General features: G+C 68.1%; 9 protein-coding genes. 6 read left to right on the top strand and 3 right to left on the bottom strand.

Translation table 11 applies throughout. The features are described from left to right. Positions 1 to 717: 717 nt before the first annotated feature. A complete protein-coding gene (locus AB0M95_RS02250) occupies positions 718 to 1,554 on the bottom strand; it encodes an ABC transporter permease (RefSeq protein WP_363758263.1) in 837 nt (278 codons plus the stop codon). Continuing rightward, the gene (locus AB0M95_RS02255) at positions 1,551 to 2,576 is read right to left on the bottom strand and encodes an ATP-binding cassette domain-containing protein (protein WP_358526394.1); all 1,026 of its coding nucleotides are present in this window, start codon (positions 2,574 to 2,576) and stop codon (positions 1,551 to 1,553) included. The genes AB0M95_RS02250 and AB0M95_RS02255 overlap by 4 nt, the downstream gene beginning before the upstream one ends. Positions 2,577 to 3,002: 426 nt before the next feature. Here AB0M95_RS02255 and AB0M95_RS02260 point away from each other — a divergent pair, with 426 nt between their 5' ends. From AB0M95_RS02260 to AB0M95_RS02275, 4 genes are all read left to right on the top strand, one after another. Continuing rightward, entirely contained in the window at positions 3,003 to 4,457 is a 1,455-nt protein-coding gene (locus AB0M95_RS02260) for an MDR family MFS transporter (protein ID WP_363758264.1), read from the top strand. A 10-nt stretch (positions 4,458 to 4,467) separates the two neighbouring features. Further along, complete coding sequence (locus tag AB0M95_RS02265; protein ID WP_363758265.1) at positions 4,468 to 4,701, top strand: hypothetical protein; 234 nt, start codon at positions 4,468 to 4,470, stop codon at positions 4,699 to 4,701. Between the two features lie 117 nt (positions 4,702 to 4,818). Further along, on the top strand, positions 4,819 to 5,880 hold the full coding sequence (locus AB0M95_RS02270) for a mechanosensitive ion channel family protein (protein WP_363758267.1): 1,062 nt from the start codon (positions 4,819 to 4,821) through the stop codon (positions 5,878 to 5,880). Positions 5,881 to 6,576: 696 nt separating this feature from the next. Then, positions 6,577 to 8,703 carry a prolyl oligopeptidase family serine peptidase gene (locus tag AB0M95_RS02275; RefSeq protein WP_363758269.1) on the top strand — a complete coding sequence of 709 codons (2,127 nt, stop codon included), beginning with the start codon at positions 6,577 to 6,579 and terminating at the stop codon, positions 8,701 to 8,703. Between the two features lie 16 nt (positions 8,704 to 8,719). Here the strand turns inward: AB0M95_RS02275 and AB0M95_RS02280 are convergent, their stop codons facing one another. Continuing rightward, on the bottom strand, positions 8,720 to 9,391 hold the full coding sequence (locus tag AB0M95_RS02280) for a hypothetical protein (protein WP_363758271.1): 672 nt from the start codon (positions 9,389 to 9,391) through the stop codon (positions 8,720 to 8,722). A gap of 206 nt (positions 9,392 to 9,597) precedes the next feature. On the opposite strand from AB0M95_RS02280, the gene AB0M95_RS02285 reads away from it, so the two are divergent. Beyond that, the gene (locus AB0M95_RS02285) at positions 9,598 to 10,776 is read left to right on the top strand and encodes a HupE/UreJ family protein (protein WP_363758273.1); all 1,179 of its coding nucleotides are present in this window, start codon (positions 9,598 to 9,600) and stop codon (positions 10,774 to 10,776) included. Positions 10,777 to 10,894: 118 nt separating this feature from the next. Further along, entirely contained in the window at positions 10,895 to 12,454 is a 1,560-nt protein-coding gene (locus AB0M95_RS02290; RefSeq protein ID WP_363758275.1) for a metallophosphoesterase family protein, read from the top strand. The last annotated feature ends 15 nt before the right edge of the window (positions 12,455 to 12,469 follow it).

Raw genomic sequence — 12,469 nt, forward strand, 5'->3', positions numbered from 1 at the left:
CCGGTGCTGAGCCGGCTAGGCGCCACCGACGACGAGACCCAGCTACACGCGGTGCTGTTCACCGCCGCGCTCGCCGACGGCGATCTTGACACCGCGGAGGCCGAGCTCGCCGAGATCAGCCGGATCAACGACACCGAGGCGGTGTTCGGCGGGAGGGCGATCGTCTCGTTGTGCGCGGCCGAGCTCGCCCTCGCCCGCGGCGAGACGGCCGACGCGCTCGCGGACTACCGCCTGGCCGTCCAGCGGGCCCGCGATCTGCGCCTGCCCGGGGTGCCGCGCGCGGAGCTCACGCCGTGGACGATGATCGCGGTGTCGGCCACGTTGACGGCGTACGCGTACCACGCCACGCCGGAGGACGTCCGGTACGGCGAGGAGTTGTTCTCCGCCGTCCGGAGTTACGACCTGCTGGCGGCGGAACACCCCCTCCTCGACTACCCGGTGTGTGGCTCGATGCTCTTCGGGCTCGGCGCCTGGGGGTTGCTGCGGGGAGCCGTGGCCCCCGGCGACGCGATCAGGTTGCTGGTGCTGGCCGAGCGGTTCTCGTACAACAGCGGCATGCCCAGCATGACCTTCGAGCGGATCGGACCGTACGCGGAGCGGGCCGCGCCCGGGATGATCGCCGCCCTGGGGGCCGAGTACGGCGACCGACGCGGCTCCGACCTGCTCGACGAGGCGCGGAGCCTCGTCGAGCGGGTTTCCGGCCGTGACGGACGGAGGTCACATGTGCCGTTTGTAGCTGTGTACCGACAGCGGCGCGAAGATCGCGATGACGATCAGGCACGCCAGGAGCGTCCAGGCCACCTCTCCGCTGACGAGGGCTCTGTTGGCGAGGTCGCGGGCGGCCGTGACCAGGTGTGAGACCGGGTTGATCCGTACGAACGCGGCCAGCCAGCCGGGCAGGGTCTCGACGGGGACGAACGCGTTCGACAGGAACGTCAGCGGGAACAAGATCATCATGGACATGCCCTGCACGGCCTGGGCGCTCCGGCCGATCGTGCCGACCCAGGTGAAGACCCACGCCAGCGACCAGCCCGTGAAGATCGCCAGCAGGATCGCAGCGAGCACGCCGCCCGCTCCTCCGCCCGGGCGGTAGCCCATCACCAGGCCCATGGAGAAGGTCAGAGTGGTCGCGATCGTGTAGCGCAGCAGGTCGGCCACCATCGGGCCGGCGAGAGGCGCGATCCGGGCGATCGGCAACGACTTGAACCGGTCGAAGACCCCCTTCTCCATGTCCTCGCGGAGTTGCGTGCCCGTGGCCATGCAACTCGTCAGCACGGTCTGGGCGAGGATGCCGGGGATCATCAGGGGGAGGTAGCTCTCCACGTCGCCGGCGATGGCGCCGCCGAAGATGTAGGCGAACATCGCCGTGATCAGGATCGGCTGCAGCGCCACGTCGAAGAACTGCTCCGGGTTGCGGCGCATCTTCTTGACCGCCCGCCACGCCATCATCAGGGTCTGGCCGAGCGTCTCCCCGATGGAGACGCGCCGCCGGGCGGCCGCCACGCGGTCGGTGGCCCGGACCGCCTCGCGGGCGGGTGCGATCATTGTGCTCATCGGTTCTCCTCCGTGCCGGTCTCGTCGTCCCCGTCCGTCTCGTGGCCGGTGAGGGCGAGGAACACCTCGTCAAGGCTGGGCTTGGCCACGCTCACCGAGGAGATCGACACCCCGGAGGTGCGCAGCGCGATCAGTACGTCCGCGGCCAGGTCGGCCTGGTCGAGGGCGACGTTGAGGCGGCCCTGCTCCGGGCTGAGGACCGGGTCGGAGCCGAGGACGCGCCGCACGACCTCCACGGCGGCGGGCACCTGGCCCGGCTCGGCGAGCAGCAGTTGGAGGGTGGAGTCGCCGACCGCGGTCTTCAACTCGTCGGGGGTGCCCTCGGCGACTTTGCGGCCGTGGTCGATGACGGCGACGCGGCCGGCGAGCTGGTCGGCCTCGTCCAGATACTGCGTGGTCAGCAGCACCGTGCAGCCGTCGGCGACCAGGCCGCGGATGGTGTCCCACATCTGGCCGCGCGTGCGCGGATCGAGGCCGGTGGTCGGCTCGTCGAGGAAGATCAGCGGCGGCCTGGTGATCAGGCTGGCCGCCAGGTCGAGGCGCCGGCGCATGCCGCCGGAGAACTGCGCGATCGGCTTGTCGGCGGCGTCCTCCAGGCCGAACTGGCCCAGCAGCTCGGTGGCGATGCGCCGGGCGCGCGGCGCGGCGATGCCCTGCAGGCGGCTGAAAAGCCAGAGGTTCTCGCGGGCGGTCAGGTTCTCGTCGACCGACGCGTACTGTCCGGTGACGCCGACGAGCTGGCGGATCACGTGCGGGTTGCCGGCCACGTCGACCCCGAAGATCTCGGCACGGCCCGCGTCGATCTTCAACAGGGTGGCCAGCATTCGTAGCGTGGTGGTCTTGCCTGCGCCGTTCGGGCCGAGGACGCCGAAGATCTCGCCTGGGCGTACCTCCAGGTCGATGCCGTCGACGGCGCGGTGCTCGCCGAACGTCTTCACAAGCCCTTCCGCACGTACGGCCGGATCGGTGCCCCCGCCGAGGGCCGGGCCGCCCCCGGTACGTCCGAGTTCTGTGATGCTCATGGCTTCACTCTCGGTGGCGCCGGTTTCACGGCACCCTCGACCGGGTTTCACCGATTGCCGGGAACCACCCGGAACCACGCGGACGCGCGGTCGCGGTTCAGCCCGTCGCGTAACCGAGAGAACGCACCGACGTCGAGCACGTGGACGAACCGCGGGCACATGACCGTCCACCATGCGGTACCCCACGGGGACGCTCATCCTCAACGAGCGGATCCGTATTACCGCAGGTAACGGGGTAGATGGGGTTGTCAGTGCGCATCGTAAAATCGGGTGACATTTCGTATCACCGGCCGGAAGGCTGGGCATGAACCATCAGTTTTGTCGGTGGCGCCTGTCAGTCTTCCCGTGACCGCAACTTCTCGTGAGACCCACGGCTGGGACGCCAGCCATGACCACGTCTAATCCGATGACCCCGATCGAGGTGCCGTGTCCGTCCCACAGCTCGACTCACCCGCCAAGCCCGCGACCGTCGTTTCAGGTCGTACCCCGGCCGTGATCCGGCTGCTGGTGCTCGCCACGTTCGTGGTCATCCTCAACGAGACGATCATGATCAATGCGATCCCGCGGCTGATGGGCGCACTGCACATCACCGAGCAGACCGCGCAGTGGCTCTCGACCGCATTCATGCTGACCATGGCCGCTGTCATCCCGATCACCGGGTGGTTCCTGCAGCGGGTGTCCACTCGCCGCGCGTACACCGCCGCGATGGCTTTGTTCCTGCTCGGCACGGCGTTGGCCGCCGTCGCGCCGACGTTCGAGGTGCTGCTGGGCGCCCGCATCATCCAGGCGTCCGGGACGGCCGTGATGATGCCGTTGCTGATGACCACGCTGATGCAGGTGGTGCCCGAGACAGACCGGGGCCGCGTGATGGGCAACGTCTCGCTGGCCATCTCGGTCGCGCCCGCGATGGGCCCGACGATCTCGGGGGTGATCCTCCAATTCGGGTCCTGGCGCCTGCTGTTCGTCGTGGTGCTCCCCATCGCCGCCGTGATCACATGGAGTGGACTGAAGCGGCTCAAGAACGTCGGCGCGCCCGAGTTCAGCACCATCGACTGGTTGAGCGTGGTGACCGCCGCCGCCGGCTTCGGCGGCCTCGTCTACGGGCTCAGCCGGTTCGAGGGCGGTGACGTCGGCGTTGCCGCGGCGATCGTGGCGGCCGGCCTGGTCGCCATCGCCGTCTTCGTCCTCCGCCAGCTGTCGTTGCAGAAGCGCGGCGTGCCGCTGATGGACCTGCGTACCCTGCGCAACCGCACCTACACGGTCGCGCTGACCCTGATGTCGGTGGCCTTCATGGCGATGCTCGGCTCGATGATCTTGCTGCCGCTGTATCTGCAGAACGTCCGCGCGCTCAGCCCCCTGGAGACCGGGCTCCTCGTGATGCCGGGCGGCCTCGCGATGGGGCTGCTCGGCCCGACCGTCGGCCGCCTGTTCGACCGGTTCGGCGGCCGGGTTCTGGTCATCCCCGGCGCGATCGGGATCACGCTCGCGCTCGTCGGCTTCACCCAGGTCACGATGACCATGCCGTTCTGGCAGCTCCTCGCTCTGCACGCGCTGCTGATGGTGAGTCTGGCCGCGACCTTCACCCCGGTGTTCACCCTCGGGCTCGGAGCGGTTCCCCCGCAGCTCTACTCCCACGGCAGCTCGATCCTGAGCACGCTGCAACAGGTCTCCGCGGCCATCGGCACCGCGCTCGTGATCACCGTGATGAGCGCGCGAGCCGATGCCGTGAGATCCGCAGGGGCCACGGAGACGCTCGCCCTCCTTGACGGCATGCGGCTGGCCTTCATCATCGGCGCGGTGCTGTCCGTGGTCGTGGTCGTCACCGCCTTGCTCCTACCGGCCCGAGCGGACAGCGTCGGCGAGTTCAAGGGACACGGCTGATGAAACCGGCGTGACGGCGGTGGAGTGGCACGCTGTAGTTGCCTTGTCGGGAGGGTTGTGCCTGCCCGACGGCCGGCGGATCAAGTTCGCCGCCGCATATAACGGGCGGACCGTGACCATCTGGGCCGATGCCCGCAGATCATGGCCGCAGGTGGTGCGGGTGGCGGTGCGGGCGTTGTCGATGGGGCGTCTGGTCGTCCTGGTCGTCGGTGGTCGTTCGGTTGATATGATCATGCTCCCGTGAACATCGACAGAAGTCGCATTCAAGCACGGATGCAGGCATTCGGACGGGCTGCCGGCATCTCTGACGACCTCGGCTCAAGGATGCGGGAAGGCTCGCGGGTGACCGCGGGGATCGCTGATGGCTGATCGAACCGACCTCGCATCCATTGCCATCGCGGTCGGTTGCATCGTGGGCGGTGTTCTCGTCGGCCTCGCACTGCGTGCCATGTTCAACCGCCTTGCACGGCGGGCGGCCGGCACGGCGACGTCGTGGGACGATGTGTGGTGGGATCTCCTCAAGGGCGTCGCACTGCCGGCCACGGCTATCACCGGTGTGTGGTGGGCGGCGGAGGTTCTGCGGCTGCGATCGCCGGTCCGCGAGTTCGTGGAGCGCATCCTCCTCGCGGTGATCGTGCTCACGGTCGCGTTGACCATCGCCAGCCTGGCCGCGAGCCTGGTCCGCTCGATCACCGTCTCCCGGTCAGGGGTCGCGCAGTCGGCGAGCATCTTCGTCAACGTGACCCGGGTGATCATCCTCGGTGTGGGCGTACTGGTGCTCCTGCAGAGCATCGGAATCTCGGTCACCCCGGTGCTGACCGCGCTGGGCGTGGGCGGCCTCGCCGTCGCGCTCGCCCTGCAGGACACCTTGGGCAACCTGTTCGCCGGCATTCAGATCCTGGCCTCCAAGAAGGTCCAGCCAGGTGATTTCGTCCGCCTGGCCAGCGGCGAGGACGGTTACGTCGTAGACATCAACTGGCGGAACACGACGGTCCAGCAGTTGGCCGGAAACATCGTGATCGTGCCCAACTCCCATGTCGCCGACGCGATTCTCACCAACTACCATCAGCCTCAGCAGGACACGTCCGTGCTGGTACAAGTCGGTGTCGGCTACGACAGCGATCTCGAACAGGTGGAGCGGGTCACCATTGAGGTGGGACGTGACGTGATGCTGACCGTGGAGGGTGCCGTGCCCGACCACGAGCCGGTCGTCCGCTACCACACCTTCGGCGAGTCCGGGATCAACTTCTCGGTGATTCTGCGGGCAAGCGAATACACCGCCCGGTACATCATCGTCCACGAGTTCATCAAGCGCCTGCATGCGCGTTACCGCGCCGAAGAGATTGAGATTCCCTCCGCGGTTCGCACGATGCTCTTCCCCAACGGGGGCAAGGACCAGGACCGGCTCTCGGCGATCGCTTGATCGGCGGTTGATCGTGTGACGTTCCGGCCTGGGTGTTCAGGCCGGGAGGTCGCACTCGTGGAGCCTCCGGCTTCGGGATGTCGATCGACTCTTCGCGGTTGACGGCGGAGCCGGTTTCCGGGCCGTCGGCGCAGGTGCCACGGCCGTCGGCCCCCGCGAAGGGCATGCCGCCGAGGGGCCTGCGGGAGCCCGCGATGGGTTCGGTGGCAGTTGATTGCTTTCGGTCTTGCGATTCGAGAACTTCGCCTGACCTGGGATCTATCTCGAAAGGCCCCGAATTACTTTCGCGCCGGAGCGATCTCCGTGTGGCATTCCGGCGCGCTTTCTTCTCTTGTATGAAATTTTGTCAGGATTATGACCGATATACCGGCCGCCCCTGCGGCCCGGATATGCCGAGGATTCAGGAGGGTTGACGCCTGCCGCCGGGAGTCGCTACCACGTTTATCGATCGTCAGCGCGGTGATAGGGTTGGCGTAATCGCTCATTCTGGGCGAATCGATAGGTCCGGGAGGCATACATGAACGGATACCTACCGTATAGCGCATCCGGTCCGGCTGCCCGCGTTGGGGGCATCCGCGGCTGGCAGGCGGACATTCTCCGCGGCGAGTCGTAGCCGAGTGAGCTGAGGTACTGCGGTCCGAATAGGCCGCAGTGCCTCGACCTGTGGCAGGCGGAGTAATTCATCGGGGGGCGTTCGTGGCGCGATTGTTCTACCCTGCCGCTTGGCGCAGCGATATGGTGGAGGATCTTTTCGGATTCCCGGTTTCCGATCCCTACCGGTGGCTGGAAGACGGCGATGACGCGCGCGTGCGGAACTGGGCCGCGGCCCAGGATCGTCTCTTCCGCGCGTGTCGCGACGGATGGCGTGAGAAGCGATCGTGGGCGTCGCTGCTGGACCAGATGTCGTCCTTCGGCGTGTCGGAGTCGCCGATGGCGCGTGGCCAGGTCATGTTCCTCGCCGAGCAACTCCGTGGGGACGAACAACGGCGCCTGCTCGTCGTCGACGCCCAGGGGAACAGGCGGGTGCTGGTCGATCCGGTGCAGGTCGATCCGTCCGGCCATACCGGGCTGTACGCCTGGTGGCCGTCGCGCGAGGGCGAGCGTGTGGCAGTCCAGATGGAGGTCGCCGAGCAGCCCGGCAGCGACATCTTGGTGCTGGACGTGCGCACCGGTGAGACGGTGGACGGCCCGTTGCCGCGCGCCCGTAACACTTCGCTCGCCTGGCTGCCGGGAGGGGACGCGTTCTACTACGTCAGCCGTGTCGCTGACGAGGAACTGGCCCCTGGCGACAAGCGTTTGCAGCGGCGGGTGAGGTTGCATCGGATCGGTTCGCCCTGGCAGGCCGACGCGGTGGTGTTCGGCGGCGACGATGCGCCGGACCACTACTACGGGCTCACGGTCAGCGCCGACGGCCGTCACCTGGCGATCACCGCGACGGCCGGGCCCGCCTCACAGAATGACGTGTACGCGGCCGAGCTCGTCGATCCGGAGGCCCCGCGATTCGTCAAGATCGTGGACGGAGCCGCCATACGCGCCCGTGTTCTCCCACGCTTCCTCGCGGACAACGATCTGCTGCTGGTCACCGACTACCAGGCCCCGTGCGGTCGCGTCTGCGTGGCGCGCCGGCACGATGCCGACCCGGCAGCATGGCGCACGCTGGTAGCCGAAGATCCCCAGGCCCCGTTGGACGAGTGTCTGGTCCTGGACGACCCGGCACTTCCGCGGGCCCTCCTGCTGGTGGCACGCACCCGCCACGGCGCCTCCGACCTGACACTGCACGACCTGGCCAGTGGCCGGCCGCTCACCGGCCTGCCCCTTCCCGGCGCGGGCGTCGTGTCATCTCTGCGCACGAACAACCGACATGGACGTCACGCGTGGTTCAGCTACTGCGACGCGACCACGCCCCCCACCATTTATCGCTACGACGCCGGCAGCGGGAAAACGGAACTGGAGACCGGCGCCACAATAGCGGGGCGTACCCCTGAAATCCGCAGTCGCAGCGTTCGCTATCCCGCCGGCGACGGCACCGAGATCACGCTGTTCCTGTTCACCCCCGCTGAAGAACATCAGGGCCCCCGCCCCACCCTCCTTTACGGCTACGGCAGCTTCGGCATGCCGATGCGCCCGTGGTTCTTCCCCATGGCGGCCGCATGGGTCGAAGCCGGCGGCACGTACGCGGTCGCCTGTGTGCGCGGAGGCGGCGAAGAGGGCCAACACTGGCACGACGCCGGCCGCGGACCACACAAACACCGTGCGATCAGCGACTTCAACGACGCCGCCACCTGGCTCATCGAAACCGGCCGGACCACTCCCGACCAATTGGCGATCTTCGGCCAGTCCGGCGGCGGGTTGCTGGTCACCGCCGCCGCCACACAGCGTCCAGACCTGTACGCCGCGGTCATCGCCGAAGGTCCCCTGTGTGACATGGTGCGCTACGAGCATTTCGGTCTGGGATGCACCTGGACGGAGGAATTCGGTACCGCCTCCCAACCCGAACAACTCCAATGGCTACTCGCATACTCGCCTTACCACAACATCACGCCCGGAGCTTCCTATCCCGCATTCCTGCTCACCGGCGCGGTAACCGATCTGCAGACCGGAGAGGCGCACGTCACCAAGATGTGCGCGGCGCTCCAACACGCCACCAGCGGCGACCGGCCGATCCTCATGCGGCGCGAACCCGACACCGCCCACGCCGCCTTTCCCGCGAGCAAAGAACGCGCCCTGGCCGCGGACATCCTCGCATTCGCCGGGCAATACACCGGTCTGTCACCGGAAAAGACGACCACGCGTTCTCGCGAAACCGCCGCGGAACCACATTGAGAACGCGGAAGCCCGGCTAGTCGAGCCAGATCACGATGCCGGTCATGCCGTGCAGCACGGCAGCCACGCCCGCGCGGACGGCCCGGCCGGCGCGTTCGGGGGTGAAGGTGGCGGGGTCGTACGCCGAGGACATGCCGAGTCCCTCGCCGCGGAAGGCCGCGCCGGTCCAGTCGGCGGCGGTGACGTTCGCCGTGGGCTCGGCCAACTCGGCGCCGATCACGAGGAACTGCCGGCCGAGGTGGTTGGCGGTGACCAGGGCCAGGGGGTCGATGAGGTCGTTGCCGGCGCTGATGACCAGGTCGGGCGCCAGGTCGATCGCTTCGCTGATGCGCGGGATGTACTGGCTCGGTGCCGTGGCCGTGATGGTCTTGAGGCTGACCCGCTCCTCCTCGGCCCACTTCGTCACGGCGCTCACGAGCGTCTTGGTCTGGGGGTCTGATCCCGCGGTGAGCAGCACCACGCGGTAGTCCTCCGGCGGGTGGACCCCGTCCCAGGAGCGGGGGCGCGGGGTGATCGTCGACTCCGGGGCGGGCGACGTGGAGGGGAAGAACCCCGGGCCGAGGGTGCCGACGGGGATGGGCTTCGCGTGCGGCGCGGACCAGTCGTCGCCGGAACTGCATCCGCTGACCAGTACGGCGGTCGCGACTGCCGCGGCCAGCATGCCGGCGGGCAGGAGTCGGGAGCGCATAGAGATCGTCCTTCGAGGGCGGGCGGGACGTGCGCCCACTTTCTACCTCATTGCCTGCGGTTTTCCACTCGCGGGCGGCATCCGCCCGGTTTGGTTCCTCATCGGTTCGCGTGCGGGTCACATTTCGTTCATCTGGGCCGAGCAGATTTGTGCGCCTGCTGAAGAGGAGTCATATGTCCCGCTTTGCCCGGTATGGTGCCGGTGTTGTGGCCGCCGCCATAGCCGTGGTGGCCCTGCTCGGTGCCGCCCCCGCCTTCGCGCACGGATTCACCTCGACCGTGTACGTCGACCTGACCTCGCCCGCGACCGGGCACGTCCGCGCCGCGCTGGGCCTTGAGTACGACCTGCTCGTCGTCTCCGCCGCCGACGCCGAGAAGGATGATCCGCTCTTCCGGACGGGCGACGCGGCGTTCAAGGCGGGCGACGCGGCTCGGCAGGCCGCCGCGCTCGACGCGCACGCCGATTCGGTGGTCGCGTACGTGACCGGGCGCTTCGGCGTCACGGCCGAGGGTAAGGCGTGCACGCCGGTCCGGGACGGCGGCTTCACGATCGAGCAACGCGAGGACGTCCCGTACGCGCTGCTGGTCCTCGACTACCGGTGCCCGGAGTCGGCCGAGTCGCACGAGGTGCGCAGCGGGCTGTTCCCGGACTCCGAGGAATACGTGCGCGACACCAAGACGGTGGTCACCTACGACCTCGACCTGACGTCCGGGAGCGCCGCCCTCGACGCCCGGCAGCCGTCGTTCTCGACGCAACAGTCCTGGGCCGAGCGGTTCTGGGAGTTCTTCCGGCTCGGAGCCGAGCACCTGCTCACCGGCCTGGACCACATCCTGTTCCTGCTCGCGCTGATCGCGGGGTCACGCCGCCTGCGCGAGATCGTGCTGGCGGCCACGACGTTCACGCTGGCCCACTCGGTGACCTTCATCCTCGCCGCCCTCGGCCTCGTGCAGGTGCCCGCGTCGTTCGTCGAGCCGGTCATCGCCCTCTCGATCGCGGTCGTCGCGGGCTGGCATCTGTGGCGGATCTGGCGGCGCCGATCGCACGCCACCGACCTCGATCTGGCCGGTCACGGCCACCTCAGCCTGGATTCCGCCGGCTGGGCGCGGCTCGCGGTGGTCTTCTGCTTCGGCCTCGTGCACGGACTCGGCTTCGCCTCGGCGCTGGGCATCGAGCAGGCCCTGTCGTGGAAGCTCCTGTGGTCGCTGCTCGTGTTCAACGTGGGCATCGAAGCCGTCCAGCTGGCGATCATCATCGTCGTCTTCCCGCTGCTCGCCCTGCTGCGTCACCGCCGGCCCGCCGCAGGGCTGTGGACGACCGGGGCGATCGCGGCGGGGGTGTCCGTCATGGGCCTGGTGTGGTTCGTCCAGCGGATTCTCGGGATCTGAGACCGCATGACAACTTTTGGCAAGCGCAACGGCGCCCCCGTCTCACGTTCATCTCGCGGACACCAACCTCCGAAACCGTGACAAAACTCCTCATCACCCTCAAACGGATGGAAACCCGATGAAGTTCGACAACCGGGCCGAGGGCTCCGGGCTTGTTCGACGCCGGGCGGCCGTGGGCGCCACCGCGGCGGTCATGGGCCTCAGCGCAGTGTTCGGCAGCGGCCTGATGGCGGCGGCCCACGCGGACAACGGCGCCACGCTCACCGGCATCGTCCTCGGCGTGGGCGCGACCGAGTCGCAGCGCGTCGTGTCGTGGTACGCCTCGGCCAACACCGCGCAGGTGGTCGAGATCGCGCCGACGAACAAGCTCGTCAAGGGCCAGTTCCCCGAGCACACCACCACCTTCCCGGCCGCGGTCGCCGCGAACAAGGTCAGCGGCGGCTTCAACGGCCACGCCACGATCGACGGCCTGAAGAAGAACACCACGTACTCCTACCGCGTCGGCACCGAGGGCAACTGGTCCCCGACGTACTCCTTCAAGACCCAGAACTTCAAGGGCGACTTCGACTTCCTGTTCTACGGTGACCCGCAGATCGGTTCGTCCGGCAACGTGGCGAAGGACAGCGAGGGGTGGGCGGACACCCTGAACGTCTCCCTCGCCGCCAACCCGAAGGCCGAGCTGCTGGTCTCCGGCGGCGACCAGGTCGAGACCGCCAACACCGAGACGCAGTGGGACGCCTTCCTCGCGTCCGACAAGCTGCGCCAGTACCCGTGGGCCGCCACCATCGGCAACCACGACGTCGGCGGCAAGGCGTACGAGCAGCACTTCTGGACGCCGAACACCGACCGTTCCGCGGCGTTCTACACCGGCGACGCCAACACCCGGTCGGGCGGTGACTACTGGTACATCTACAAGGGCGTCCTGTTCATCGACCTGAACAGCAACGCGTACGCCGCCGGTGCCGACGCCGCGCACATCGGCTACATCACCGACGTCGTCAAGAACCACGGCCGCGACGCCAAGTACACGGTGCTCGTCTACCACCACGCGATCTACTCGCCGGCCGCCCACGCGAACGACAGCGACAACAAGCAGCGCCGTCAGGACTTCCCGACGGCCTTCTCGGACCTCGGCGTCGACCTCGTCCTTCAGGGTCACGACCACAGCTACTCCCGTAGCTACGTGATCAAGAACGGCCAGAAGGCGAACAAGGACGAGCAGCCCGGTGCCGCCCAGGTGGTGCAGGGGCCGGGCGGCGTCATCTACGTGACGGCGAACTCCGCGTCCGGTTCGAAGTACTACGACCTCACCGCTCCGGACATCACCAAGGACCCGAACTTCGGTCCTGACCCGCTGAACCCGAAGAGCCACTGGGCCAACTCGGTCGAGAACCAGGAGCACGTCCGCACCTACGTCAAGGTCCAGGTGCGCGACGACAAGCTCGTCGTCGAGAACATCCGCAGCAGCACCTGCGCCGCCCCCAACGCCGCGGTGGAGCTGGGCAAGGTCAAGTGGTGCGGGCCGGACAACGGCGCCGGCGCCGCCCAGCCGGTCGGCTCCAAGGTCGACAAGGTTGTGATCCGTCCGTACGGCCACGGCGACCACGATGACCAGGGCGATGACCACGATGAGCAGGCCGGCAAGGGCCACGGCGGCAAGTCCGGCTGGCTTAAGTAGACCTTCAGTAGAAGA

The sequence above is a fragment of the Sphaerisporangium sp. NPDC051017 genome (assembly GCF_040683095.1).
In the GTDB taxonomy this organism is placed as follows: domain Bacteria; phylum Actinomycetota; class Actinomycetes; order Streptosporangiales; family Streptosporangiaceae; genus Sphaerisporangium.

Bases quoted from the DNA above. Each gene is read 5' to 3' on its own strand.
- AB0M95_RS02270 (WP_363758267.1), top strand. From the start codon at position 4,819: ATGGCTGATCGAACCGACCTCGCATCCATTGCCATCGCGGTCGGTTGC.
- AB0M95_RS02250 (WP_363758263.1), bottom strand. From the start codon at position 1,554: ATGAGCACAATGATCGCACCCGCCCGCGAGGCGGTCCGGGCCACCGAC.
- AB0M95_RS02255 (WP_358526394.1), bottom strand. From the start codon at position 2,576: ATGAGCATCACAGAACTCGGACGTACCGGGGGCGGCCCGGCCCTCGGC.
- AB0M95_RS02290 (WP_363758275.1), top strand. From the start codon at position 10,895: ATGAAGTTCGACAACCGGGCCGAGGGCTCCGGGCTTGTTCGACGCCGG.
- AB0M95_RS02280 (WP_363758271.1), bottom strand. From the start codon at position 9,391: ATGCGCTCCCGACTCCTGCCCGCCGGCATGCTGGCCGCGGCAGTCGCG.